At 63.3% G+C, this 25332-nt stretch carries 22 protein-coding genes; 4 read left to right on the top strand and 18 right to left on the bottom strand.

Translation table 11 applies throughout. The annotated features are described in order from the left end of the window. Nucleotides 1-33 precede the first annotated feature (33 nt). From ACTU46_RS11690 to ACTU46_RS11650, 9 genes are all read right to left on the bottom strand, one after another. Complete coding sequence (locus ACTU46_RS11690; RefSeq protein ID WP_443381868.1) at nucleotides 34-2622, bottom strand: heavy metal translocating P-type ATPase; 2589 nt, start codon at nucleotides 2620-2622, stop codon at nucleotides 34-36. A gap of 15 nt (nucleotides 2623-2637) precedes the next feature. Beyond that, the gene (locus ACTU46_RS11685; protein WP_443381866.1) at nucleotides 2638-3123 is read right to left on the bottom strand and encodes a hypothetical protein; all 486 of its coding nucleotides are present in this window, start codon (nucleotides 3121-3123) and stop codon (nucleotides 2638-2640) included. Nucleotides 3124-3125: 2 nt separating this feature from the next. Further along, nucleotides 3126-3869, bottom strand: a complete 744-nt coding sequence (locus ACTU46_RS11680) for a hypothetical protein (RefSeq protein ID WP_443381864.1) — start codon at nucleotides 3867-3869, stop codon at nucleotides 3126-3128. A 56-nt stretch (nucleotides 3870-3925) separates the two neighbouring features. After that, nucleotides 3926-4927 carry a porphobilinogen synthase gene (gene hemB / locus ACTU46_RS11675; protein ID WP_443381983.1) on the bottom strand — a complete coding sequence of 334 codons (1002 nt, stop codon included), beginning with the start codon at nucleotides 4925-4927 and terminating at the stop codon, nucleotides 3926-3928. A gap of 220 nt (nucleotides 4928-5147) precedes the next feature. Next, nucleotides 5148-6833 carry a uroporphyrinogen-III synthase gene (locus ACTU46_RS11670; RefSeq protein WP_443381862.1) on the bottom strand — a complete coding sequence of 562 codons (1686 nt, stop codon included), beginning with the start codon at nucleotides 6831-6833 and terminating at the stop codon, nucleotides 5148-5150. 287 nt (nucleotides 6834-7120) lie between these two features. Next, complete coding sequence (locus ACTU46_RS11665) at nucleotides 7121-7483, bottom strand: hypothetical protein (RefSeq protein WP_443381860.1); 363 nt, start codon at nucleotides 7481-7483, stop codon at nucleotides 7121-7123. Nucleotides 7484-7493: 10 nt separating this feature from the next. Then, the gene (gene hemC / locus ACTU46_RS11660) at nucleotides 7494-8390 is read right to left on the bottom strand and encodes a hydroxymethylbilane synthase (protein ID WP_443381858.1); all 897 of its coding nucleotides are present in this window, start codon (nucleotides 8388-8390) and stop codon (nucleotides 7494-7496) included. Nucleotides 8391-8414: 24 nt separating this feature from the next. Continuing rightward, entirely contained in the window at nucleotides 8415-9797 is a 1383-nt protein-coding gene (locus ACTU46_RS11655; protein ID WP_443381856.1) for a glutamyl-tRNA reductase, read from the bottom strand. A gap of 133 nt (nucleotides 9798-9930) precedes the next feature. Next, on the bottom strand, nucleotides 9931-10149 hold the full coding sequence (locus tag ACTU46_RS11650) for a glutaredoxin family protein (protein WP_443381981.1): 219 nt from the start codon (nucleotides 10147-10149) through the stop codon (nucleotides 9931-9933). Nucleotides 10150-10329: 180 nt separating this feature from the next. Between ACTU46_RS11650 and ACTU46_RS11645 the strand changes: the two genes are divergently transcribed. Next, nucleotides 10330-11376, top strand: a complete 1047-nt coding sequence (locus ACTU46_RS11645) for an HAD-IB family hydrolase (RefSeq protein WP_443381854.1) — start codon at nucleotides 10330-10332, stop codon at nucleotides 11374-11376. A 254-nt stretch (nucleotides 11377-11630) separates the two neighbouring features. Here ACTU46_RS11645 and ACTU46_RS11640 read toward each other — a convergent pair whose 3' ends face one another. From ACTU46_RS11640 to ACTU46_RS11620, 5 genes are all read right to left on the bottom strand, one after another. Beyond that, nucleotides 11631-11732 carry a 30S ribosomal protein bS22 gene (locus tag ACTU46_RS11640; protein ID WP_003855542.1) on the bottom strand — a complete coding sequence of 34 codons (102 nt, stop codon included), beginning with the start codon at nucleotides 11730-11732 and terminating at the stop codon, nucleotides 11631-11633. Nucleotides 11733-12130: 398 nt separating this feature from the next. Beyond that, nucleotides 12131-12322 carry a helix-turn-helix domain-containing protein gene (locus ACTU46_RS11635; RefSeq protein WP_443381852.1) on the bottom strand — a complete coding sequence of 64 codons (192 nt, stop codon included), beginning with the start codon at nucleotides 12320-12322 and terminating at the stop codon, nucleotides 12131-12133. Between the two features lie 257 nt (nucleotides 12323-12579). Continuing rightward, nucleotides 12580-13404, bottom strand: a complete 825-nt coding sequence (gene proC / locus ACTU46_RS11630; RefSeq protein WP_443381850.1) for a pyrroline-5-carboxylate reductase — start codon at nucleotides 13402-13404, stop codon at nucleotides 12580-12582. Between the two features lie 44 nt (nucleotides 13405-13448). Further along, nucleotides 13449-14480 carry a DUF4199 domain-containing protein gene (locus ACTU46_RS11625; RefSeq protein WP_443381848.1) on the bottom strand — a complete coding sequence of 344 codons (1032 nt, stop codon included), beginning with the start codon at nucleotides 14478-14480 and terminating at the stop codon, nucleotides 13449-13451. A 13-nt stretch (nucleotides 14481-14493) separates the two neighbouring features. Continuing rightward, nucleotides 14494-15423, bottom strand: coding sequence for a Ppx/GppA phosphatase family protein (locus ACTU46_RS11620; protein ID WP_443381846.1), 930 nt, complete (start codon nucleotides 15421-15423; stop codon nucleotides 14494-14496). A 34-nt stretch (nucleotides 15424-15457) separates the two neighbouring features. Here ACTU46_RS11620 and ACTU46_RS11615 point away from each other — a divergent pair, with 34 nt between their 5' ends. Next, nucleotides 15458-16387 (top strand): hypothetical protein, encoded by a 930-nt coding sequence (locus ACTU46_RS11615; protein ID WP_443381845.1) that lies wholly within the window; start codon nucleotides 15458-15460, stop codon nucleotides 16385-16387. A 95-nt stretch (nucleotides 16388-16482) separates the two neighbouring features. Then, nucleotides 16483-19194, top strand: a complete 2712-nt coding sequence (locus tag ACTU46_RS11610; RefSeq protein WP_443381843.1) for an ABC transporter permease — start codon at nucleotides 16483-16485, stop codon at nucleotides 19192-19194. A gap of 126 nt (nucleotides 19195-19320) precedes the next feature. Here the strand turns inward: ACTU46_RS11610 and ACTU46_RS11605 are convergent, their stop codons facing one another. The 4 genes from ACTU46_RS11605 to mshA all read right to left on the bottom strand — a co-directional run bounded on the left by ACTU46_RS11605 (nucleotide 19321) and on the right by mshA (nucleotide 23390). Beyond that, entirely contained in the window at nucleotides 19321-20013 is a 693-nt protein-coding gene (locus tag ACTU46_RS11605; protein WP_443381841.1) for a winged helix-turn-helix domain-containing protein, read from the bottom strand. Further along, nucleotides 20010-21254, bottom strand: a complete 1245-nt coding sequence (locus ACTU46_RS11600; protein ID WP_443381839.1) for a sensor histidine kinase — start codon at nucleotides 21252-21254, stop codon at nucleotides 20010-20012. The genes ACTU46_RS11605 and ACTU46_RS11600 overlap by 4 nt, the downstream gene beginning before the upstream one ends. Before the next feature lie 21 nt (nucleotides 21255-21275). Next, nucleotides 21276-22022 carry a phosphoglyceromutase gene (locus tag ACTU46_RS11595; protein WP_443381837.1) on the bottom strand — a complete coding sequence of 249 codons (747 nt, stop codon included), beginning with the start codon at nucleotides 22020-22022 and terminating at the stop codon, nucleotides 21276-21278. 102 nt (nucleotides 22023-22124) lie between these two features. Beyond that, nucleotides 22125-23390 carry a D-inositol-3-phosphate glycosyltransferase gene (mshA, locus tag ACTU46_RS11590; RefSeq protein ID WP_443381836.1) on the bottom strand — a complete coding sequence of 422 codons (1266 nt, stop codon included), beginning with the start codon at nucleotides 23388-23390 and terminating at the stop codon, nucleotides 22125-22127. Between the two features lie 196 nt (nucleotides 23391-23586). On the opposite strand from mshA, the gene ACTU46_RS11585 reads away from it, so the two are divergent. Then, nucleotides 23587-25296, top strand: coding sequence for a long-chain-fatty-acid--CoA ligase (locus tag ACTU46_RS11585; RefSeq protein WP_443381835.1), 1710 nt, complete (start codon nucleotides 23587-23589; stop codon nucleotides 25294-25296). The last annotated feature ends 36 nt before the right edge of the window (nucleotides 25297-25332 follow it).

Genomic DNA, 25332 nt, shown 5'->3' with positions numbered 1-25332 from the left:
TCCGGGGGCCGCATCGGCCGTCGATAAGCACCCTTAGAAGCGCCGCGCCTGGTTCGAGCGTGCCTCGATCAGCACCGAGGCACCCAACATGAGTACCGTCGCCGCCATCGGATGCAGCACCCCGGCGATCGCGGCGAGAATCACCGCCGCGTTATAGGCCCAGGAGAAGGTGATGTTGCGGTCGATGACCCGGATGATGCGCCGGGCCAGCCCGATCAGCTGCGGAACTGCCGCGACATCATGGCGCAGCAGCACCACATCCACCGCCGAGTCATCATCCCGCCGCAGCTGCTCCAGGGTGCCGTCGGTGGCGGCGAGGATGCCCACATCGGCCACCCGCAGACAATCGGTGACCGAGTTGTCACCGACCATCGCCACCCGGGCACCACGGGTGTGCACCGCCCGGACGGTCAGGGGTTTGCGGCTCGGCGCAATGCCGGCGAGCACCTCGGAGATCCCGATCCGGTCCGCGAAACGACGCGCCACCGGATAGGTGTCCCGGCTGAGCATCATGGTGGTCACCCCCATCGACTCCAGCTCATCCACCGCTGCGGCGGCATCGGGCTTGACCGTGTCATGCAGGGTGATCACCCCCCGGTCGCGGCCCTTCCAGCGCACCACCAGCGGGGTACCCCCGGCAACCGCTGCGGCCGCCAGTCGGCCCTGCAGCTCATCCATGGTGCGTGGACGCCACAGCACCGCCTCCACCTGACGCTGGGTGGACTCCCCCGCGGCATCCCGGATCGGCAGGCTGATCATGCCGGTGAACTGGCCGTCCTCGCTGATGCCGGCATGGGTGACCTCGATCCAGTGCGGGATCTCATCGCCGCCGATGCCGGCGTCACGGGCCTCCCGGGCGGCATGGACCAGTGCCTTGGATACCGGGTGGTCCGACTCCATCGCCAGTGCCCCGGCGACACGGAGCACCAGCTCCGGGTTCTCCCCGCGCTCGGCGATGACCGTCTCCACGCTCATCTTCCGCTCCGCCAGGGTGCCCACCCGGTTGAAGATGACGGTGTCGACCAGGCTGAGGCGGCGGATGGTGTTCTCATCGCGCAGCAGAATACCGTGCCGGGCCACCGCTTCAATACCGTGCCGGACCGCCAGGGCGGTGGAAAGCGCAAGCGCCACCGGGGCCACCCCGGCCAGCACCGCCAGGGCGGTGGCGAAGGCGGCGTTGACATTGCCGGTGATCAGCCACCACAGGCCGAAATCCACCAGGGCAATGATCAGGGCCAGGGGGATCAGCCCCGAGGCCGAGCGGGTGGACAGGTAGGCCGAATGGTGCTGGTGGCGGGTGGCCCGGGCGATCCAGCGACGGATCAACGCCAACCGGGTGCGGTGACCGGTACGTGCCACCCGGATCTTGAGCTCACCGCTCAGTACCGTGGTCCCGGCGGAGACCACCGAGGCCACCTTCACCTCCCGGGGTTCGCGGTCCCCCGCGATCAACCCCGGGGCGACCCGGCCGGAACCACCGATGACGCTGCCGTCCACCGGGATCATCCGGCCGGCGGGGACGATGATGTCATCGCCGACATTGACCTCCGGCAGCGGCAGGGTCACCGCATTGACCGCTCCCCGGCCGCGGTGCCGTTCGAAGACCTCATATTCAGTCTCCGGGGCTGGCTGATTGGCGCTGATCTCTTCGAGCAATCCCACTTTGGAGCGTCGGGACAAGGCCCGGCCGACCAGCAGTAGCACCGTGATTCCGCAGGCCACATCCAGGAAGAGCTCACCGGTGTCAATCGGGGCGTGCTTGAAGGCGAACCATTGTGGTCGGGAATGCCAACCCGGGGATCCTGCCTCCGTGAACAGCAGCATCACAATCGACCAGAGATAAGCCACCGTGATCGCCACCGAACTCGCACCGTCCAGGGCGGAGAGACCACGACGGATACCGCCGATCATGGCCCGGTGAAAGGGCCAGGCACCCCAGAAAACCACCGGGGTGGCCAGCAGCAGTGCCACCCACTGCCAATAGGGGAACTGCCAGTCCGGCACATAACTGAGCAGCAGCACCGGCAGCGAGAGCAACAGGCTACCCAGGAGCCGGGAACGGGTCAGCAGTGAACGCGCGGTGTAGAGCACCTCAGCGGACTGTTCCTCCTGGTCCTCGATGGGGGTGGCCACCCCCAGCCGACCGGCGCGCTTCGCCCGGTTCAGGATCCGCAGATCAGCTTTGGTCCGCTGCCTGCGGGTGGTCGTCCCCTGGGCCAGCTGTGCTCCCCCGGCCGCGGCGCGTCGACGCAGCGAGGAATCACTGAGATGGGCACTGATCCCCGCCCCGGTGAAGACCTCCTCCAGGACCCGGGGATCATAGCCCTCCGGGGCCGTCACCCAGGCGGTCGCCGGGGAATAGATGATCCGGACCTGGATCCCAGGCAACTGGTTCAGCGCCTTCTCCAGGCCGGTGATCTGCGGGGCATTTTCCAGGCCGGACAGCTCGAAGGAGAAGGAGACCTTCGGTCGGCCGCCGAATCCGGTGTCCCCCGTCTCCCCCTCGGAGCCGGACTCCACTCCGGCGGCCTTCGCCGCATCCCGCGCCTGGCGTAGGGCACGCTCCAGCGCTTCATCCCCGTTCACCGGGTGAGGAGTGTTTTCCGGCTGCTCCGGGTCCATGATCTTCCTGAGTTCCTAGTCGTTGATCCGGTTAATGTAGGCCGTGGCTGAAGGCTGGAAGATCACGACTCCGGAGATCATCAACAAAGCCGCGATCAGCGAGAGCGAGAAGGGCTCCCGGAGAATCACAAAGGAGAGCAGGTTAGCCAGTGCAGCGAAGACGATCACCCCGAGCAACCAACGACGGGATCCCCGACTGCCACTTTTGAGCTGTGGTGCCAGCGCCGCAATGAGAATTCCCGCGATCAGATTCAACGCCCCGACAAAGGTCAGATTCCGCTTGATCATCTGCACCGTCTCCGCTGAAAGCTCCGCTTCATTGGAGGGTTGCGTCGTCATCAGGAACAGACTGGTGACCACCATCAGGATCGCGATGACCACCAGCAGATAATAACCCCAGGAAAGGGACCGGGGTAGCCCTCCCAGATCGCGCTGAGTCGGCCGGTAGCCACGGTTGAGATCATTCGGGTCATTTTTAAATCCGGGAAACATGCTCGGCATGACTACTTCTCCTGAACTTTCCGGTGCGGCTCTTCTTCGAGACGATCCTGCTGATTCTTGCCTCGAGCGGTATCCGTCCGAGAGCTCCGCTCAGCGGTGCGGGCACCGGGTCCCGCCGAGTCATCGGGGATCTCGCGGGTCCATTTCAGGGTTTCCGCCCGGAAACTGAGAATCAACGCGATCACCGCCGCCACCCCGGCCAGTATCTGCAGGCTGCCGTCCACCGCATACATTGCCACGGGAATATCCGTGCCGCCCGGGGTGAGCATGAAGACAATCATGATCCGGAAGCCGAAGTAGAATCCGAAGACCTGCAGCAGGCGGCGCCCGAGCCCGGCCTTCTTGGAACGGTTCTTCACCAGGAAGACCATCCACAGCAGCAGCCCCATCATGGCGATGCCGATCAACCCCATGAGCAACACCCCGGCGATGGCCGCGGAGTTGATCAGGGAGGCTGAGACCTGCTCCCGATCAGAGGCACTCAGGCTCTCCCGCACAGCCGCCTGCAGCGCCGCGGTGTCCATCATCCCCATCACGATGTTGAGGATCTGGTGGATAACCTCCAGTCCGAGCGCCAGGAACCACATCTGAACAAATAATCGGATGGTCTCCGGCAACCCGGAGAACACCCCGTTCTTCTTCGCCGGCTTTCCCGGGTGGGTGGCCGGCCCGGGGGCATGCTGGATCGACGCCCCCTCGGGAGGCTGGGTTTGTGGGTTCTCGGGTAAAGGCGTTGGGGAAGTCACTGCAGGTCTACTGGTCCTCGAATTTGAAAGAGCGTCGGGTGATTGCTGCGGGGTATTTAAGCGCGGAGCTTCTTGGCTGCCTCAATGGCGAAGTAGGTGAGAATCTGATTCGCACCGGCGCGCTTGATACCGACCAGTGATTCCATCATCACCGCATCCAGATCCACCCAGCCGTTGCGGCCGGCGGCCTGGAGCATCGCGTATTCACCGGAGACCTGGTAAGCCGCAACCGGTACCGGGGACACCTTGGCGATCTCGGCAAGCACATCCAGGTAAGGCATCGCCGGCTTGACCATGACGAAGTCTGCGCCCTCCTCGATATCGAGCTGGACCTCCAACAGGGATTCCCGCAGGTTCGCCGGATCCTGCTGGTACGTGCGGCGGTCGCCTTCCAGGGAGGAACCCACCGCTTCGCGGAAGGGTCCGAAGAACGCGGAGGCGTACTTGGCGGAGTAGGCCATGATCGACACATCCTGGAAGCCCTCGGCATCCAAGGCATCACGGATGGCCAGCACTTGGCCGTCCATCATGCCGGAGGGGCTGATCAGGTGGGCGCCAGCACGAGCCTGGGCCACCGCCATCTGCTGGTACAGCGGCAGGGTGGCGTCATTGTCCACGATGGAATTACCGTGGCGGTCAGTGGAGACAACACCGCAGTGGCCGTGGTCAGTGAACTCATCGAGGCAGGTGTCCGCCATGATCAGCAGATCATCACCGAACTCGGTTCGCAGGGCACCGAGGGCCTTGTTGAGCACGCCCTCCGGGTTCCAGGATTCAGAGCCGGTGGCATCCTTGTTTTCGTCGAGCGGGACTCCGAAGACATCGATGCAGCGAATTCCGGCATCGAGTGCCTCATGCGCGATACGCAGCAGGGAATCGGTGGTGTGCTGGTAGACCCCCGGCATGGAGGTGATCTCGCGGGCTTCGGTGATGCCCTCGGCGATAAAGACCGGCAGGATCAGATCGGCCGGACGCAGTGAGGTTTCCGCGACTAATTCGCGCATCGCGGGATTACTACGCAGTCGACGGGGTCGACGTTCCGGGGCGGGGACAGGGATGAGGGGGTTCTCGTTGGACACGGAGCTTTAAGGTCCTTCCGGGGGAGTCTCGGCCACCACCACTGGGCGGCACCGAAACTGAGGTTGTCGAGTTTCCCTCATCTTATGCCAGTCACCGGATCTGCTGACCTGAGGCCGACCTCGGCGGGCTTTCCGGCCCCGTCAATGGGACTGGTCTGCGGGGCTGACCTTGTGGTCAGCCCCGCAGAGCAGTTGCTTCCTAGCTGCTCTTCTTGCGGGCGCGGCGCTTCTTGCGCGGCGGCGGCAGTTGCCCGGAGGCACGGAGCCCGGCGACGTGATTAGCCAGGGCCTCCACCAGATTCGGGACCTCGGCGATCTCCGGTACGACATCAACCCGCAGGCCCAGTTCTTCGGCGGTGGCGGCGGTCATCGGGCCGATGCAGGCGATGATGGTGCGCTGATGCGGCTTACCTGCGATGCCCACCAGGTTCTTCACGGTGGAGGAAGAGGTGAAGCAGACCGCGTCGAAACCACCGGACTTGATCATGTCGCGGATCTCGGCGCTCGGCGGAGCAGCCCGGACGGTGCGGTAGGCGACGACGTCGTCGACCTCCCAGCCCAGCTCCTGCAGACCATCGACCAGCACCTCGGTGGCGATATCGGCGCGCGGCAGCAGCACCCGGCCCACCGGGTCCAGATCTTCCACGTATTCCGGGAAGGCCGCAACCAGGCCAGCAGCATTCTGCTGGGTGCGTTCCGGCAGCAGTTCCGGGGTCAGACCCAGTGCCAGGATCGCGTCGGCGGTCTTTTGCCCCACCGCAGCCAGCCTGACACCGGCGAAGGCGCGGGCATCGAGACCGATCTCGCTGATCTTCTCCCAGACCGCGCTCACTGCGTTGACGCTGGTGAAGGCGACCCACTGGTAGCGCCCCTCAACAATGCCCTTGATGGCGCGTTCCATCTGGGCCGGATTGCGCGGCGGCTCCACCGAAATGGTGGGCACCTCCTGCGGAATGGCGCCATGGCCAGAGAGCCGGGTGCTCATCGGGCCAGCTTGCTCCTTGGCACGCGGTACCAGCACTCGCCAGCCGTAGAGCGAGCGGTTTTCCCACCAGGAGTACTTCGAACGATCATCGACCCCCTTGCCCAGGGTGACCACAAGCTTGCCCTCCAATTCGGCATCCAGCTTGCCGAGGGCGCCCAACGGGGTGTCATAGGTGCGCTGCAGACGAGTGGTCCCATGGACGGTGACCGACGTGGGGGTATCCGCTGGCATGCCCTGGCCCAACAGGCCTTCGGCGATACGCGGCAGATCCGCTGCGGCAGTCTGCAGCACCAGTGGCTGCGGTGCGGTGGCCAGGCGTTCCCAGTCCACCTCAGCATCGGTGACTTCAGTCTCGGTGTAGGTGGAGCCCAGAGCAATACCGGCAAAGGAAGGCACGGTGGCCGGCAGGGACATCCCTGGAACGACCTGGAACTCCAGGCCGGCAGCCGCCACCGCGGCGATCTCCGCGAGCGAGGAATCCTTGCTCAGCGGGTTACCGGTGACCAGTCGGACGATATCCTCACCCGACGCGACCATCGGCCGCAGGGTCTCGACGATCACCTGCGGATCTGGATCGCCGACATCCACAATCTGGGCAGCGGTCGGAGCCTGCGGGCGCACCGGCTTGCGCCGGGCACCATTGGCCTTCGCTTCCGCGCAGAGTGCCTCATAGGTTTCCTCCGCGGCCTTGAGAATCTCTTCCGGAACCGGAAGGGATGAGGCCACTATCTCGCGGACGCCACTGAGAACATCAGGATCTGTCAGCACTCTGGCGGTGTTCGAAAGCACCTCACGGGCGCGCACTGTCAACAGTTCGGGGTTGCCCGGGCCGGCGCCGACGAACACAATCTTCCCCGCCTGGGAGGTCGGGGCCGTGGAAGCCTGTTGGGCCATGCTCATGTGATTCTTTTCTAGGGTCAGGCGGCTGCCACCCAAAGTCGAAGGAAGCGCGTGCCGAAGTCGATGGATTTCAAGTTCAGCGCACGAAGTAACGCCCCAAACATCCATGCGGAGTATCTACTGCGGGAATCTGCCGAAGCCAGACCCATCGCGGAAGGGGCGTTAACTATGTGGTATTTACAGAGTAATTGAGGAAGCCCGGATAAGAAAAACGCCTTATATAAGAAAGGCCTCTCCTGACCCCAGTTCCGGAGTCTGATTCCGGACCACGGAGGCTCCGCTTCAGCTCAAGCCACAACGGGGCCGAGCTGGTCGGCGTACTCGCGGGCGGAGTCGGTCGAGATGACGATTCGGTCCAGCGTGGCGGATTTAAGCTCCAGGACGATGCCGGGGCCACGACCGTGGCACGCAACGAAGCTGGAGGCACGGGAACCGTCCTCCGCAGCGATGGTGCCGGTGAAAGTCAGCCCGCGGAGCCTGGTTGCGGAAACCCGGCGGCCTTCGCCGGCGGCGATGCACGCGTCGTCGACAAGCGTGACGGTGCGGATCGCCCGACGCGGCACGGTCAGATGCGAACGACGCGCGACGATCTTCTCCCACCAGTCGAGTTCGACGGTGACGCGTTGTTCCGTGATCTTGAGTACCGCCATGCGTCAGATCCTACTCTGCGCCGATGATTTCGGAGGCTCCTGCAGCAATGAGCTCCGCCGCGATCTCCTCCGCCAGGGACACCGCCTGATCGCGGGGGCCAGTGCGGGTGGCCGTCAACCTGGTGGATCCGTCGAGGGCGAAAACGCCGGCATGGAGGGTGATCTCCACCCCGTCGATGACCGAGTGCGCGGCGACCGGGGCGGTACAGCCGGCCTCAAGTCGGTTGAGCACCACCCGCTCAGCAACTGCGGCGATCTGGGTATCGGCATCGCGCAGAATGTTGATGGCGGCGAGGGCCGCGGTGTCCTCGACGCGACACTCGATCGCCAGGGCGCCCTGCGCCGGGGCCGGCATGATCACCGAAGGCTCGAAGAGTTCGGTGGCACGCTCCCCCATCCCGACGCGGCTGAGACCGGCGTAGGCCAGGACCACTGCGTCGAGCTCGCCGGCAGCGACCTTGCCCATGCGGGTATCGATATTGCCGCGCAGCGGACGGATGTCCAGGTCCGGGCGGTGAGACTTGAGCTGGGAGATGCGGCGCGGGGCGGAGGTACCCACGCGTGCGCCCGCCGGCAGGCTGCCCAGTGTCAGGCCATCTCGGGCGATCAGCGCCTCACGGGAGTCCGCGCGCACCGGCACCACCAGATGGAAGCGCGCATCGGCGGCAGTGGGCAGATCTTTGAAGGAATGCACCGCGATATCGCAGATGCCCTGCTCCATCGCATCGCGCAGGGCCTGGGTAAACACGCCCACGCCGATGCGCTCGACCGGGGCCATATTCACATCACCTGCGGTGGTGATGATCTCCAGCTCCGCGTCGAAACCAGCGGCGATCAGGGCATCACGCATATGGCCGGCCTGGGTGGTGGCGAGCTTACTCCCACGGGTACCGATTTTGAAGGTCATAGCTTCTCCTGAAAATTATGAGGGTTAGTGAGGTTCCGGCTCGTGCACACCGACGGCGACAATATCGCCCTCGGGTAGTTCATTGAGGTCAACGGCGGCGGAGCGGTTCGGCTCGGCTTGCTTGAGCCCGAAGAGTTCCTGGAGCGCAGACTCATAGGAGACCACGCCAGACTCAGCGGCGAGTTCCTTGACCCGCACGGTCGGCTGATGCAAAAGCTTATCGACGACCCTTCGGACGGTGCGGCTGACCTCCTCAAAGTCGGACTTCTCCATGGAGCGGGTCCGGGCCTGCAGCCGTTCCAGCTCTGCGGAGACCACCTCGGCGGCGTGCTTACGCAGCGCGGAGACCGCCGGTGCGACATCGCGCACCCGCTGGGCGGAGGTGTACGCGTCGAGTTCCTCGTGGACGATGCTCAGGGCATCGCTCTGGCCGTCCTCGCTGCCGCTCTCGCGGATTCTTTCCTCGCGCGACTGGTGCAGCCGCTCGATGTTGACCAGATGTACGCCTGCCACGCCAGCGGTATCGTCATTGATATCACGTGGCATGGACAGATCGATCAGCGTCAGGTCAGGGCGGCGCTGTGCCGGGAGGTCCGCGGCGGAGATGGTGAAGTTTCCGGCACCGGTGGCCGACACCGCGATGTCCACGCGGTCGAGGACCTCATGGCGCCCCTCAAAGTCAACCACCTCAGCCGCCACCCCGGCCTCCCGGGCATGCCCGGCCAACCGTTCAGCACGCGAGCGCGTGCGGTTGGCAATGATGAGCTTCTCGACGCCCAATCGACCCAGATGGGTCGCCGCGAGCGAGGCCATGGCCCCGGCACCGAGCACCAGGGCGCTGCGCCCGGCCAGGGCATTCTCACTCTCGGTGATGTGCAGGTTGTGCAGCGCTTCATCGAGGGCGAAGGAAACCATGGAAGCACCGGCATCATCGATGTCGGTCTCGGAGTGGACCCGTTTTCCGGTGTGCAGCGCGGACTGCGCCAGCTGATGCAGCGCAGGTCCCACCGTGCCCTGGCCGCTGGCCTCCTGGTAGGAGGTGCGTACCTGGCCGATGATCTGTTGCTCTCCGATCACCATGGAATCCAGGCCGGAGGCCACCACCATCATGTGTTCGGCGGCGGCATCGGCGTAGCGCACGTAGAGGTAACCACGCAGCGTCTCGATGTCCACCCCGCTGATGTCGTGGAGCACATCGACGACGTCCTTCACTCCGGTATGGAAGCTGTTGGTCACCGTATAGACCTCGAGCCGGTTGCAGGTGGAGATGATCATGGCCTCAGAAAGCGAATTCCGGGACAGGAGATCGGCGGTGGTGCCGGAACGCACCTGCTCATCCATGCTCAGCTGCTCCAGAAGAGCCACCGGTGCCGATCGGTGTGACATTCCGACCACAAGCACACTCACGCTAAAGTTCACCGCTTTCAACCGCGATTGACAGGAATCCGCCCAGCGTTGATCATCCCGGGACAGCATCAACCGAAAGAATACCCCCAACAGGTGGGGATGTAACTAGTCCAAGGTAACCGTCCGGAGGTTGTTAGGACAACAAAGCCTGCGCTAACTCATCATTGTCGACCTCCCAGCAGGCAAATTCCTCCTCGTCAATCACCACCACCGGAACCCGGTCCCCAAACTCCAGATTCAGCTCGGAATCCTGATCAACATTCCGGATCACCAGCACAGCTCCCGCGGCAGTAACCACCGGTTCAATCTGCGCCGCCACGCGTTCACAGGAACCGCACTCGGTCCGCACCATCAGTTCCACCGTATGAACAGCCACCACAAACAACCACCTTCCAGATCTCACCCCCACTGCGCGGACACCCTCGGGCATCAGACCCGCAGGGGGCATACCATAGACACGATACCCAGTCGGCGAGACGACTCCGTCCGACCGGTGCCCCACATTGTCCGATAGGAAGGGCCTGAGCGCGTCGTGAGCTCCGCCAAGGAACCGAACTCCCTGCCCGACTCCCCGGCTGAGTTTCTCGCGAGTTGGAGTGCCACCCGCGGCAACCTGCGCCGGTTTCTGGAGGACACCGCGCTCCCGCCAGTCGATGCACAATCCCAACGCGAGGCCGGTGCCGCCGCCGCTGCTGCCGCGGTCTCCGAAACCTTCGGCATCGAGCTTGATGCCTTCTCCTCCGGGGTGGACTCCGTCTCCGGCTCCATTGAGGCCGCCGGTGGTTTCCGCATCAATCCCCCTGACCCGGATATTCCCCAGGATGTCGGGGTGGCTGCCTTCTTCGATGTCGACAACACCCTCATTCAGGGTTCCTCACTGATCGTCTTCGCCATGGGGCTGGCCCGGAGACGCTACTTCCGGCTCTCTGAGGTGCTTCCCATCGCGTGGAAGCAGTTGAAATTCCGGATCACCGGCTCTGAGAATGCCGTGGATGTCGCCGAGGGCCGCCAGCAGGCACTGGCCTTCATCGAAGGCCGCCGGGTGGATGAACTCGTGGCACTCTGTGAGGAGATCGTTGACTCCCACATGCAGGACAAAGCCTGGCCAGGCACCCGCGACCTGGCAGATATGCACCTCAACGCCGGACATCAGGTCTGGCTGGTCTCCGCCACCCCAGTCCAGCTGGCCCAGATCCTGGCCAGGCGTTTCGGCTTCACCGGCGCCCTGGGCACCGTCGCCGAGGTCAAGGACGGAAAATTCACCGGCCGACTGGTCGGCGATATTCTGCACGGCCCCGGCAAGATGCACGCTGTCGCTGCCTTGGCCGCCATTGAGCGTCTCGACCTGGGGCAGTGCACCGCCTACTCAGATTCGGTCAATGACGTCCCCATGCTCTCCATGGTGGGCACTGCGGTAGCCATCAACCCGGACAAGAAGCTCCGGAAGGTCGCCGAGGAGAGGGGCTGGGAACTCCGCGACTACCGAAGCATCCGCAAGGCAGTCCGGAAATGGGGCGTACCGACGTTAGCCACCGCCGCCTTCAGCTACAGCAGTTGGCGGATTTTCCGGAAGCGCTGAGTGCGGATGTGCCGGTTCTTCGGCCCGATACCCCGGGATGAAGGGCAGGTCTCGAGAATCACGCCAATCCCTCCCCCACCCACAGGCACCATCTGGCTGGGCCTCGAGACCTCAACGTCAAACCCCCGATAGAGCCACGGAAAAACCCCGCCAAGCAGCCCCAGAAACACCGAACGCCGCGGCTGCACCGCCCCGAATAAATCAGGATGGTGCAACCGCGGCATCAGCTTGAGAAGCTTTGAAGCTTCGGCGGCTTACTTGCCGAGCTTACGACGCTGGACGCGGGTACGTCGCAGCATCTTGCGGTGCTTCTTCTTGGACATGCGCTTGCGACGCTTCTTGATCACTGAACCCATGGGGTTTCCTCGTTTCATCGTAGATCTGTACGTACAAACCTGTCGATCGCCAAGCAGCTGGCGCTAGGGCCAGTGGCCGGAGTGCACTTCCGTCACCCGCCGCGCCGCTGCTCCCTTGGAAAGGAGCCTCGGACTGTGGCGCACTGGGCGTGCATCGACACGAATGGCTACCATCTTAGCTTTCTGCTATTCCACATCCAAACAACCCCCCGCGCAACTACCGTCACGGGAAGCCGCAACTGGCCACAGGAACCCACCAAATGTCACAGTGTGCCCCGCCACCGCTGGGCCCTGGAAGCCCCGGAGTTGACAGAACCTGCAGTGCCAACCATCCACCTCAGAGATTGAGGACGATGTTGAAACTGCAGGTTCTGACAGGGGAAACCAGAGACCGGGGTTTAGCCAGCCTCAAAGAAGGAAGCGTCGAGATAATCATTGACGGACTTCTCGTGGACCCGAAAGGATCTACCGACGCGGACTGCCGGCAGTTCGCCGGAGTGGACGAGTCGGTAAACCGTCATCTTGGAAACCCGCATGATGTCCGCCACCTCAGCGACGGTCAGGAAGGTTCCCTTGTCTTCATGTGCCATAAAATATCTCACCCTTCAGCAAAGTGGCGCGCTGCAGGCTTCCCCTCCTGCAGATCGGACACGCACGTGCTTGGACTAGCTTAGCGTGAACTATGTGACTGATGCGACCGATGTGTCCGAATTTATGTGTTCGAAACCTCGGACACCGGCTACTTTCGCCCGTTTAGGCGCATTCGGACTCCCCCATGAAGGGGAGCCTGAACAGGTCGGGAAGGTCCAGCCAAATGGTCAGTGTGCTCAGTTGTGCTCAGTTGTGCTCAGTTATCGGTTGCGGGGGCACCCAGCTCAGCGGAACGCACCGCACAGGCCTCCGCTGCCCGGAAGAAGGCACCGCGGATGCCGGACTCCTCCAACTCACGCAGTGCCGCCACAGTGGTTCCTGCCGGGGATGAGACCTTTGCCCGCAGCGTGGTCGGGTCGTCGCCGGATTCTTTGAGCATGGTGGAAGCCCCGTGAATCGCGGAGACCGCCAATTCCTGGGCGGCATCGCGGGTGAGACCGAGGCTGACCCCGGCGTCGATCAGCGACTCAGCGACGAGGTAGATATAAGCCGGTGAGGAACCGGACATCGCGGTGACGGCATCCATATCGGATTCCGCAACCACCCGGACATCACCGACCGCCCGGAGCAGATCTGCGACGACCGAGACTTGCTCCTCAATGGTGAAACGTCCCGGAGCGATAGCGCACATCCCTTGACGGACGAGCATCGGGGTGTTCGGCATGACGCGGACGACGGGGGTACCGGCGGACACCGCATCCTCCATTGCCGGCAGCGAGACACCGGCGGCCATGGACACCACGATGGTGTCACCGTCATTGTCATCGAGTGCCGGGGAAATTTCGGTGAGCATGTCGAGGATCCCCTTGGGCTTGACGCAGAGGAAGACCACATCTGCGTCACCAACAGCCTGAGCATTGTCCTGCAGGGACTGAATGCCGTAGCGCTCTTCGAGCTGCCTGCCGCGTTCCTCACTCCGGTTGGTCACCTTGATGTTCGTCGGTGCCATGCCACTGGCAATGAAGCCGGAGATGAGGGCTTCCCCGATGTTGCCGCCTCCGATTACTGCAATTGAAGTCATGCTTCCACCCTGCCACGAAAAGCCGGGCGGTGTCGCCCCGGGGTTTAAGTCAGGTACATGATCAGCGCGGGCCCAAAGGTCATGAGCAGCCCGACAGCACCCGCCAAAGTCATGCTGAATCCATCGTTGGAGGTACGCAGTAGCCGGGTGCCCAGGATCATCACTGCAGTGACCACCAGGGCAGCGATGCCGACGAAGAGTCGGTTGAAATTGCCCCACAGGTAGTCAAAACCGAGGAAGACCAGCACGCCGAAGATGATGCCGACCACCGCAAGGCCGATGACGGTCCCCACGGAGACGCCCTCACTCTCCTCTTCCCGTTCCACCACCTGCTTCTCGACGTCCGCCTCGGCCGGGTCCGCAACCACGGGGATCTCACCGGTGGCCTCGGCCGTCCGGGTGAGACCGGTGGCCAACCCAGTGGGAACAACCGCAGCGGCGGCTTGAGCCGCAGCAGTGGTTCCGGTATTAACCGGGCCAACCGCGACCTCACGACGCTCCGGCTCCGCACTCGGGATGGCACCGATCACCTGGGTGTCATCGTGGCTGGGCGGAACCCTGGTGCTGCCCGCTGCGCTATCCGGTGCCGCCGTAGAAGTTTCGGTCGCGGCGCTGGGAGCAGCGGTTGCGGCAGCCTTGGCCGCAGCGAATTTATCTGCGGAACTGAGTTCCGGAGCTTCCGCCGCGCTCTTCTTTTCACCGGTCTTCTGTGTCCCGGTCTTGGGCGCCGCAGGCTTAGTTGCAGTGGTCTTCGCAGCCGCCGTTTTATCGGCCGGGCGCTGCTCGACCACTGGGGCGGCGACCTCCGGGACCGCGACCTCCGGGGTGGGGGTTTCAATCTTGGCGGCGATGTCCTCCTGGGCAACCGCTGAGTTATCCAGCGGAACATTGGAGTGACGCGCTTCGACCGGCTTAGCGTTGACCTTCGGGATGGAGCCGGTGAGTTCAGCGACAGAGACTCCACCGTCCTCCAGGCTGCGGCGACGGCGACGCGGGCGCGACTGTTCGCTGGAGGAGCTGTTCTTCCCTGACCGGGCCAGCAGCTCTGCCACTGTCAGTTGCTTTTCGTCAGCCATCTCGGCATCCTTCCTATTCCAGACCCTTGTCGATCCGACGCAGGATCACGCCTTCACGCAATGCCCACGGGCAGATCTCAAGCTTCTCCAACCCCAGGGCACGCATGCTGGCTTCCGCCACCAGTGCGCCCGCGACAATCTGGTGGGATCGATCAGAGCTGATCCCCTCCAGTTCGGCGCGGTCCGCCGCGGTCATTCTCGAGATAAACGCTATCAGCTGACGCAGACCGGGGGCGGTCAACGTCCGTTTCACATGGGGACCAGCCGATGAGGGGGCTGAGCCGGTCAGTCGGGCCAGGGTTCTAAAAGTCTTGGAGGTACCCACCGCGAGACGGGCCTCACCGAGGTTTCGGATCTGCCGGGAGGCGTCCACCAGCTCTGCGTCAATGTAGTCGCGGAGGAGATTGGTCTTCTTCCTGGTCGGCGGATCAGTGTCGAACCAGGTGTGGGTCAGCCGCCCAGCGCCGAGGTCCAGGGAGAAGGCCATGTCCGGTTCTTCATCGGAACCGGTGGATATCTCCAGGGAGCCGCCACCGATATCGAGGTTGGTGATCCGGCCGGCGGACCATCCATACCAGCGGCGGACCGCCAGGAAGGTCAGACGTGCCTCATCTTCACCGGAGAGCACCTCCAGCCGGACCCCGGTTTCCTTCTCGACATGATCGAGCACCTCATGGGAGTTCGTGGCTGATCGAACCGCTGAGGTCGCAAAAGGCATGACTTCGCGGCAGCCGAGTGTTTTCGCCAATTCGGCGGCCTCACTCACTGCGCTCGTCAGCTTCTTCACGCCACGATCATCGATGTTTCCATCGTCATCAAGCAGTTCCACCAGTCGGAGGGTGGTTTTCCAGTCGCTCATGGGAGTCGGATGCCCGCCAGTCTTGGCATCGACCGCCACGAGGTGAACAGTGTTGCTGCCCACGTCCAATACACCTAGTCGCACACACATCAGGGTAGACGGTCTACGGTGGCAAAGTGTGAATCACCCACGATCGACTCAGGTTGTCCTCGGTTTTCCGGCCTTCTCTCCGGCCGGGAAATCCATCTCAGCAGGGGTTGAAATTGCCCCTGATTTCCCTCGCGAATGGTTCGAGTTCACGAACCCCGAGGATCCCAAACACCTCTTCAGCATCGATCTGACCTGGTTGGAATCCCATTGGAACTGTACTTTCGGTACCTCCGCCTGCCACGGAATTGATAGCGCCCAATCTGATGTTGGATGCTGTGTCCACGGCGCTTTCCTTGCCGATGAACAGGATCGCGATCAACTTTATGATGCCGTCGCGGAAATGCCCCCGAAATACTGGCAGAACCGTCCCGCGGACACCGACCGCTTCATTGCCGAGGCTGATCCCGTTGAGATTGAGCCCTGGCTGATGTGGGATGAACTCGACGATGATGAAGGTAACCCGGAGCCCGCCCTCAAAACCATCCTCCAGGACGGCGCCTGTATCTTCGCCAACCGGACAGGTTGGGCTACCGGTGCCGGATGCGCCATCCACCAGTGGGGCGCAGCTGAAGGCAAGGACCTGACGGTGGTGAAACCGGAGGTGTGCTGGCAGCTGCCGCTGCGCCGCATGGAAGATTATGAGGAACGCTCCGACGGCGAGGAAATTCTGCGCACCATGATCGGCGAATATGACCGCCGGGGCTGGGGTAATGGCGGCGAGGACTTCGACTGGTACTGCAGCGGTGATTCGAACTGCCATACCGCCACCGAACCGATGTGGCTGACCCAGGAATCCGAGCTCCGTGCCCTGATGGGTGATGTCTCCTATGGCGTGCTCGCCGAGCATTGCCGTGGGCGTCTTCAAGCACGCGAGGCGCTGCGGGCGGCCGGACTGGACCCGCGGAGTCTGCATTCACCGCACCCGGCGACGATGAAAGCGCTCTACGGGATGAAATAAGGGCATACTGAATCTTGAGGTTTCTGATGGTGCCTGACGTGGCTGATCACGCTAGGCTGTAGAACTCGTCAAAAACTACGGATGAGGAGAGCCAGGTGACCACTCGCCCAGCCGATCCACTGCACGGCAAGCACCGTGCGCGATCCCGCTCTAACCCGATGTTGACCTTCCTGAATTCCCCGATGCGTCGGGTGACGATGCGCAGTGTCGCCTCCAATAAGGGTCGGCTGGCGCTGACGGTGCTATCCGTGTTGTTGGCAACCGCTTTCATCTCGGGTTCGCTGATGCTGACCAATTCACTTGAAAAATCCTTCAACTCACTGATCGACAGTGGCGTGGCAGGGGTCGATGTCGGTGTGGTGGGCAGCCAGTCCTCACCGCAGGGTGTTCCCTTCGCGGTGATCGAGCAGATCCGGGCCCGTCCGGAAGTCCGGGCGGTCAATGTTGTCGGCTCCGGGCCGGGGCTTCCCAGCGGCACCCGCATGGCCGGGGAGTCCGGGATCGTGGTCACCGGGACCAGTGGGCGACCGCTGCAGACCGGCTCCTCCGGCGCCCACCCCGTGGCGGGCTATCCGGTGGAGCAGTTGGTGGGACCATCCCCCGAGGTACACACCGGCACCCGACCGGAGGCTCCTGATCAGGTCATGATCAATTCCTCGGCCGCTGAGCGTGGGGAAATCAATGTCGGTGACGCCATCAATGTGCTCACCCCCACCGAACGCCTCCGGGTGCAGGTCAGCGGCATCTATGACACTCCCACCGAGACCCCCGGCTGGGTGGGGGTGGTGTTCACTCCGGAGCGCTACCTGGACCTGTTCACCACAGAGGAATACGCCTCCCAGATCGTCATCTCGGTCCACGAGGGCCAGGATCCGATGGCGGTGCGTAACTATATCGGCATCAACTTCCCGCAGCTGACCCCCTTGTTGCCGGAGCAGATCGTGGAGCGTAGCGGCGGGCAGTTTGCCCAGCAGCTGGAGTTCCTCCGCTATATCCTGGTGGTCTTCGGCGCGATTGCGCTGCTCGTCGGCGCCTTCAACATCGCCAACACCTTCGCCATGATCGTCGGACAACGCACCCGGGAGTTCGCACTGCTGCGCAGCATCGGCGTCTCCACCGGGCAGATCATGTTCTCGGTGATCATGGAGGCCGCGGCCGTCGGTTTCCTCGGCTCGGTGCTGGGTATCATCACCGCCCTGGTGCTGGTGGCCGCTCTCGCCCGTTTCCTGGCGGATGGCAGCGGCGATCTCACCGCCATCGAGTTCAGTCCCACCCTCGGCTCCCTACTCCTCCCACTGGCCTTCGGTGTGTTCACCACCATGATCAGCGCTTTCACCCCGGCGAACCGGGCTGGCAAACTCCCCCCGGTCTCGGCTCTGGAACTTGCCGACGCCCGCGCTTCCCAACCACGCCGCGTGCAACTGCTGGTCGCCGGGTTGCTCAGTGGGCTGGGCATCGTCGCCATCATCGGTGCCGGGTTGGTCTTCGCCATTAACAACTCCGAGATCATCACCTCGCAACGATTGGCCGCTACCGGGGTGGGCGTAGTGCTGATCTTCCTGGCGATCGCCACCGCCGGCCCCAGCCTGATTTCCGCGGTGGGCAATACCTTCGGGGTGTTGTTGACCGCCCCCTATCGCGATATCGGTACCCTGGCCCGTCGTAACACCACCCGAAACCCACGGCGTTCCTCCGCCACTGCACTATCGCTGGCGATGGCGGTCGCCCTGGTTTCTGCCGTGGGCATCATCGGCAACACCACCCAGGCCACCATCTTCGGCATGGTGGAATCCACGGTGAAGGCCCCCTTCGTCCTGGAGGGACTGGGTGGATCCAGCTTGGCCGGTCAACGCTCCACCACCGGAAATGGCCTGACATTGCCGGCCGAAACCACCCAGCGCGCCAATTGGACCACCGGGGTTGCCGATGCCGGCACTCTGATGACCGCCCCGTTAAGGGCTAATAACTGGGACAATCCGCAAACCACAGTCGTCGATGACGACTTCAGCGATTATCTTGACCTGGGACTGCGGGAGGGGCGCCCGAGTGAGGACAATGCACCGGCGGCGATGATCTCGGCGACCTACTCCCAGGAGTCCGGGCTTCGGGTCGGCGACACCATCCCGGTCAATGCCATCGGAGGCCCCCCTGAGAATGAGGTGCAGATCCCGATTGAGGCGATCTACACTGAGGTCGGCATTCTCGGTCACCTGGTGGTCAACTACTCGGTGGCCAAGAATCTGGTCAGCGGGGAAGCAGATTTCAACCGGCTGGCGGTCTTCCTGAACCCCGACCGCACCGTCTCGGACCAGCAACTGCGCCAGAACCTCAACAACTCCATGGCAGAGCTGCTGGTGGTGCAGGTTAAATCCCGGGAAGAGTTCGGTGGATCACTCGGCACCCAGCTCAACCAGATGCTCACCATCATCTACGGGCTGCTCGCCCTGGCGGTGGTCATCGCCGCGATGGGGATCATCAACACCCTGCTGCTCTCGGTGAGCGAGCGGATACAGGAGATCGGCACTCTCCGGGCGGTGGGGGTGCGCCGCAGCCAGATCAGCCGGATGGTTCAGGTGGAGTCGCTGATTCTCACCGTCCACGGTGCCATGCTCGGCATCGCCGTGGGTACTTTCGCCGGTTGGTCGGTGGTGGCGGTCCTTGGTTCCAAGGGCATGGCATCGCCGGAGATCCCCTGGCTCCAGATCGGGTTGACCGTCATCGGTGCCATCGTCATCGGCGTGGCGGCCTCGGTGGTGCCGGCGCTGAAGGCCGCGGCCACTCCCCCGCTCGAGGCCATCAAACGCTGAGTGCGGTCATCGTGCCAGGGGGAAGGTACCCAGAGGCGAACCCAAAGAAGGGCCGGACCCCACCGGGGTTCGGCCCTTCTTCGTGGTCGCCCAGAGCAGAGGCTCGGGGCGTCGATAAGCGCTTCGCTAGCCCTCGAACTTATAACCCAGGCCGCGCACCGTCACCAGATGACGCGGGCGGGAGGGTTCATTCTCGATCTTGGAGCGCAGCCGCTTGACGTGGACATCGAGGGTCTTGGTGTCCCCGACGTAATCCGCCCCCCAGATCCGGTCAATGAGTTGACCCCGGGTGAGCACCCGTCCGGAGTTACGCAGCAGGTACTCGAGCAGATCGAACTCCTTGAGCGGCATCGGCACTGGGGTGCCGTTGACGGTGACGGTGTGGCGTTCGACGTCCATGAGGACCGGCCCACCCTGGAGCACCTGCTCCTCGATCTCATCGATACCCGCGTCCTGTTCCGCACCGCGGCGCAGCACCGCACGAATACGGGCGATGAGCTCACGGGAGGAGTAGGGCTTGGTGACATAATCATCGGCGCCGAGCTCGAGACCGACGACCTTATCGATCTCGGAGTCACGCGCGGTGACCATGATGATCGGCACCGAGGAGGTGGTACGCAGCTGCTTACACACGTCGGTGCCGGACATACCCGGAAGCATCAGGTCCAGCAGCACGATATCGACGTCATTCTTCGCGAATTCAATCAGCGCAGTCGGGCCATCCCCAGCGATGATGGCATCAAACCCCTCCTTCTTCAGGAGGAATGCCAAGGGATCGGCCAACGATTCTTCATCTTCGACGATGAGAATTGTCGTCATGATGTCTTGTCCTTTCGACGTGTTGCTACCCGCGTTACCGCCTTACGGATAGGAGATCTGGAGGAGGGATCCTCCCCTTCGATCTGTGGCAGAGAATTCTGCTCCGGATGATGGATCGGTAGTTCGATGGTGAAGGTAGAACCAGTTCCGGGGCGGGACCACAACTTGATATTACCGCCATGGTTGGCCACCACGTGTTTCACGATGGCCAAACCGAGTCCGGTACCTCCGGTGGAACGTGAACGGGCCTTGTCCACCCGGAAGAAACGCTCGAAAACCCGCCGCTGATCCTCCTCGCCGATACCGATCCCGCGGTCGGTGACCCGGATCAGCACCAGGTCAGAATCGACCACCTTCTGCGACACCGAGACCGGCGCGGTCTGTGGTGAATAATTGATCGCATTACTGATGAGGTTCGACAGGGCGGTGACCAGCAGCGATTTATCGCCGTTGACATAGACCCCCCGGCGGTTGCCCTGGGTGAGCACAATGCCCGCATTATCCGCGGCCAGCTGGTTTCGACTGATCGCCTCATCGACCAACTCATCGACCAACACCGGCTCCATATCCGGCAGCGATTCCGCCCCCTGCAGCTTAGACAGGGAAATCAGTTCATTGATCATGTCGGACATCCGGTGCGCCTCCTTGATGAGGCGGGCACCGAAGTACTCGACTTGATCCATGTCGTCCGTGGATTCCATGAGCGCCTCCGCCAGCAGCGCCATGCCACCGACCGGGGTCTTCAACTCATGGGAGACATTGGCCACAAAGTCGCGGCGGGCGGACTCCATGCGCACATTCTCGGATTCATCGGTGCCATAGGCGATGACGAAACGATCATCGACGAGGGTCAAGGGCTTGACCACCACCCGGATCGCGCTGACCCGGCTGCCCGGGCGACGGCGCGACATGGTCAGGTCCACGGCACGGGTTTCTTGGTCGTCATAAACATTGGTGGCGAAGCGCCAGATCTCCGGGTTGAGGGTGCGTTCATGCACCATGCCCATCTCATGGGAGCGGGCATTGGACAGGATCACCTCCCCGCCACGATCGAGCACGACAATGCCCGTGGGAGAACCCTGAATTGCCAGGTGCAGCACCTGGCTCACGGTGGTGACTTCGTTCTTGGCCAAGGTCCCGGAAGAGCGGTACCGCTGTACCCGCTTATTCAGCCAGAGCACACCGGGGACCGCGAGCGCAGTGGCCACGGCCCCCAGCAAGAAGGCGATTACAAGGGACAAGTTCCTACCTGATCAGACTATTTATTTGCCACCCTGGGCGGCGACGGCAGCAGCACCGGCGGCAGCAGCCTCCGGATCCAGGTAGGTACCGCCGGGGTTGACCACAGAGCCATCCTCGGCGATCTCGTAGACCAGCGGGATGCCGGTGGGGATGTTCAGCTCGGAAATATCATCATCAGAGATATTGTCCAGATACTTGACCAGGGCACGCAGGGAATTACCGTGCGCGGCGATCAGCACATTCTCGCCACGCTGGGCGCGCGGAGCGATCTCCTCGAGGAAGTAGGGGATGAAACGGTCCACGACATCCTTGAGGCACTCCGTGTCGGGGATCTTCGCGAGATCTGCATAGCGCGGATCCTGGCTCTGCGAGTACTCCGAATCATCAGCCAGCTCCGGCGGCGGGGTGCCGTAGGAACGACGCCATGCCATGTACTGCTCGTTGCCGTACTTGTCCTTGGTCTCTGCCTTGTTCAGGCCCTGCAGCGCACCGTAGTGACGCTCGTTGAGACGCCAGTCGCGCACGACCGGGATCCAGTGGCGATCAGCCTTGTCCAAGGCGATATTGGCGGTGCGGATGGCACGACGCAGCAGGGAGGTATAGAGAACATCCGGGAGGATACCTGCCTCAACCAGCATCTCGCCGCCACGCTTGGCCTCAGCCTCGCCCTTCTCGGTCAGGTTGACGTCAACCCAGCCGGTGAACTGGTTAGAGGCGTTCCACTCGCTCTGACCATGCCGAAGAAGAATCAGTTTTCCGTTGCTCATGTTGTCAAGCATGCCACTTCCGCCATCCGGCTGCCGGGTCTGCCACTCTTTTTCCCCCGTTATCCCCACCCGTTGCCGTCTCTCAGCCGGAATTCCACTGATCTAGCGCCCCTGGGCGCGGCGGCCATGACAGTTGGGAAGTTCAATTGACAGCGCTTCGGAGTAGACCGAGGCGAGTTGTTCCGCCGTCTTCGCCCAGGAAAAGTTAGCGGCATGCGCGACGGCATCCTCCCCCATCCGGATCCGGGTGTCATCATCGTCGAGCAGCTGGGAGAGGGTGTCCGCCCAGTCGGCTGGGTCATGGCCGTCGACAAGCAGCCCGGTCTCGCCCTCAGCGACGGCCACGGGCAAGCCACCGACCCGCGCGGCGACGACCGGAGTACCGCTGGCCTGAGCCTCCATGGCCACCAGGCCAAAGGATTCGTTGTAACTGGGAACGGCGATGATATCCGCCGCCCGGTAAATGGCCACCAACTCCGCCGGGGGCCGCGGATCGAGGAATCGGATCCGGCGCTCCACCCCAAGCTCAGCGGCCATCTCCCGGTAGCTCTCCGGGGTGGCGTTCGGGCCTGAGGGGCCACCGCTGATCAGCACCCGGAGATTCCGCTCCGGGTCGCGCTCGATCATTTCCGCGACCGCCCGGATCAGTACCTGCGGGCCCTTGAACTCCTGCAGTCGACCGACAAAGGCGACCACCTTCGCATGCAACGGCACCCCGAGCTGGCGGCGGGATCTTTCGGTGGCGCGGTCATTGCCAGGGGTGAACAACTCGGTATCCGCACCCGGCGCGACCACCACGATGTGCTCCTCCTTGGCATCATAATGCTGGACCAGGTCTGCGGTTTCCTCCCGGGTGTTCACGACGATCAGGTCCGCGTTATCCACCAGCTGCTGTTCGCAGATCCGGCGAGCCTCGGACTCCGGGGAATCGTTCTCACTCCGGTAGGCGTTCTTCACCGCAGCCAGGGTGTGGGAGGTGTGCACCAGCGGCACCTCCCAGAGGTCACGCAGCAGCCAGCCGATCTGTCCGGAGAGCCAATAGTGGGAATGGATCAGGTCGTATTCGATGCCTTCACAACGGGCGTACTGCAGCACTCCCCCGGCGAAGGCCGCCAGTTGGGTGGGCAGTTCCTCCTTTGCCAGCCCCTCATAGGGGCCGGCGACGATGTTGATGACCTTGAGGTTCGGTTCCACCGACACCACCTCGCCCTGAATCGGGCGGGTGGCCCGGGTGTAGATATCGACCTCGATGCCCTGCCGTGCCAGGTGCGTGGCGGTGGACAGAACGTAGACGTTCATGCCTCCGGCATCGCCACTACCGGGCTGTTGCAGTGGCGAGGTATGCATGGAGATCATCGCGATGCGCATGCGCTTCATCCTATCCCCGCCCCACCGCGGGCGCTCCACCTCCTAGGGTGGGAACAAAGTCGCTGTTCCAGGTCTGGCCGCCCCCGTATACTTGAGTCGGAAATGGCCTGGGATTCCCCCGGCGGCCGGGTTCCCACCCGAAAAGCAAGGCCCGTGAACAAGTCCCGCCCACTCTGAATAAAGCGAAGGAAGCGATATGTCGGCATACGAGAACAAGGCCTGGCTCCAATATTACCCGGAATGGACGCCGCACTCGCTGGATTATGAGCAGACGACATTGCTCGATATCTACGACAACAACCTCGCGATCAACGCTGATAAGCCGGCCACCACCTTCTTCGGCCGCACCCAGACCTACGCGGAGCTGGACCGTCAAGTCCGGCGTGCGGCCGCGGGCCTGCGTGCCTTCGGTGTCCGCCCCGGCGATAAGGTCGCCATCGTGCTGCCGAATTGCCCGCAGCACATCGCCGCCTTTTATGCCGTGCTCAAGCTGGGTGCCACCGTGGTCGAGCACAACCCGCTCTACACCGCGCACGAGCTGGAGAAGCCCTTCGCCGATCATGGTGCGCGGGTGGCCATTGCCTGGGATAAGGCCGCTCCGACCCTGGAGAAGCTGCGCAACACCACTTCCCTGGAGACCATCGTCTCGGTGAATATGATCGAGGCGATGCCGAAGGTCCAGCAGCTTGCTCTCCGGCTGCCCATCCCCGCGTTGAGGAAGTCCCGGGAGTCACTGTCCGAGCCGGCCCCCAACTCCGTACCTTGGGAGGCACTCCTTGGTTCCGCCATCGGCGGTGACGGCGCCGATATCGTCAGCGAGCCCTCGGTGACCAAGGATTCGATCGCCCTGATCCTCTACACCTCGGGAACCACGGGCGCTCCCAAGGGTGCCCAACTCAGCCACGGCAACCTCTTCGCCAACGTGTTGCAGGGCAAGGCCTGGGTACCGGGTCTGGGTGAGAAGGACGAGAAGATGCTCGCCGCGCTGCCGCTGTTCCACGCCTACGGTATGACCATGGTGTGCACCCTCGGCATCTACATTGGTGCCGAGATGATCCTGCTGCCCACCCCGCGGATCGACCTGATCATGAAGGCGATGAAGAAGAACACCCCGACCTGGTTGCCGGGTGTGCCCACCATCTACGAGAAGATCGTCGAGGCCGCCGAGAAGGACAATATCGACATCTCCGGCGTGGCCAATGCCTTCTCCGGCGCTTCCACCCTGCCGGTATCCACCGTGGAACGTTGGGAGCGCTACACCGGTGGCCTGCTGGTGGAGGGTTATGGCCTGACCGAGACCTCCCCGATCATCGTCGGAAACCCGATGAACACCAACCGCCGACCGGGTTATGTGGGCATCCCCTTCCCCGACACCGAGGTGCGCATCGCTAATCCGGAGAATCTCTCCGAGACCCTGCCCGATGGTCAAGAGGGTGAAGTCGTGGTCCGCGGCCCCCAGGTCTTCCAGGGCTACCTCAACCAACCGGAGGCCACCGCCGACAGCTTCCACGAAGACTGGTACCGCACCGGTGACATCGGGGTCATGGAGGAGGACGGGTTCATCCGCCTGGTGGCCCGGATCAAGGAGGTCATCATCACCGGCGGCTTCAACGTCTACCCGGCCGAGGTCGAGGAAGTCATGAGCGGTCACCCAGATGTGGTCGGCTGTGCCGTGGTCGGTCTACCGCGGGAGGATGGCTCCGAGGAGGTCGTCGCCGCGATCACCCTGCGCGAGGGTGCCGCCATGGATCCGGAGGCGCTCAAGGAACACGCCCGCTCCCAGCTGACCCGTTACAAGGTGCCGCGCCGCTTCTACCACTTTGATGAGCTCCCGCAGAACCTCATGGGCAAGGTGCTGCGCCGCGAAGTGCAGGAGACCCTGCTCAAGCAGCGCAAGGAGAAGTAGCACAGCTGTGCTTATCGACGCCGCGGGCGGTGCTGT

The sequence above is a fragment of the Corynebacterium sp. A21 genome (assembly GCF_052266655.1).
GTDB lineage: Bacteria > Actinomycetota > Actinomycetes > Mycobacteriales > Mycobacteriaceae > Corynebacterium.
The sequence above is the reverse complement of the archived record's forward strand: the minus strand, read 5'-3'. Positions and strand labels throughout refer to the sequence as shown.